General features: G+C 55.6%; 1 rRNA gene. It reads left to right on the top strand.

Going from position 1 to position 381, the window contains the following annotated elements:
- Window positions 1-381, top strand: a 23S ribosomal RNA gene (locus tag LKX83_RS32025); the annotation flags it as partial.

The raw sequence follows: 381 nt of genomic DNA, 5'->3' as shown, positions 1-381 counted from the left end.
GGTGGACTGCATTCAAGTGAGAATGCCGGTATGAGTAACGAAAAGACAGGTGAGAATCCTGTCCGCCGAAAGCCTAAGGGTTCCTGAGGAAGGTTCGTCCGCTCAGGGTAAGTCGGGACCTAAGGCGAGGCCGAAAGGCGTAGTCGAAGGACAACAGGTTGAAATTCCTGTACCACCGTAAGCCGTTACGAGCAATGGGGGGACGCAGGAGGGCAGAGACGCGAGCTGATGGAATAGCTCGTCCAAGCAGTGAGGGGTGCATGTAGGCAAATCCGCATGCTGATACCTTGAGCTGTGATGGGGAGGGAAAATTACAGTACCGAAGGTCTTGTGCTCACGCTGCCGAGAAAAGCCTCTAGCCAGGCGAAGGTGCCCGTACCG

The organism is Cohnella baijiui (assembly GCF_020731285.1).
Lineage (GTDB): Bacteria > Bacillota > Bacilli > Paenibacillales > Paenibacillaceae > Cohnella.
This window is presented reverse-complemented; position numbering and strand designations above follow the sequence as displayed.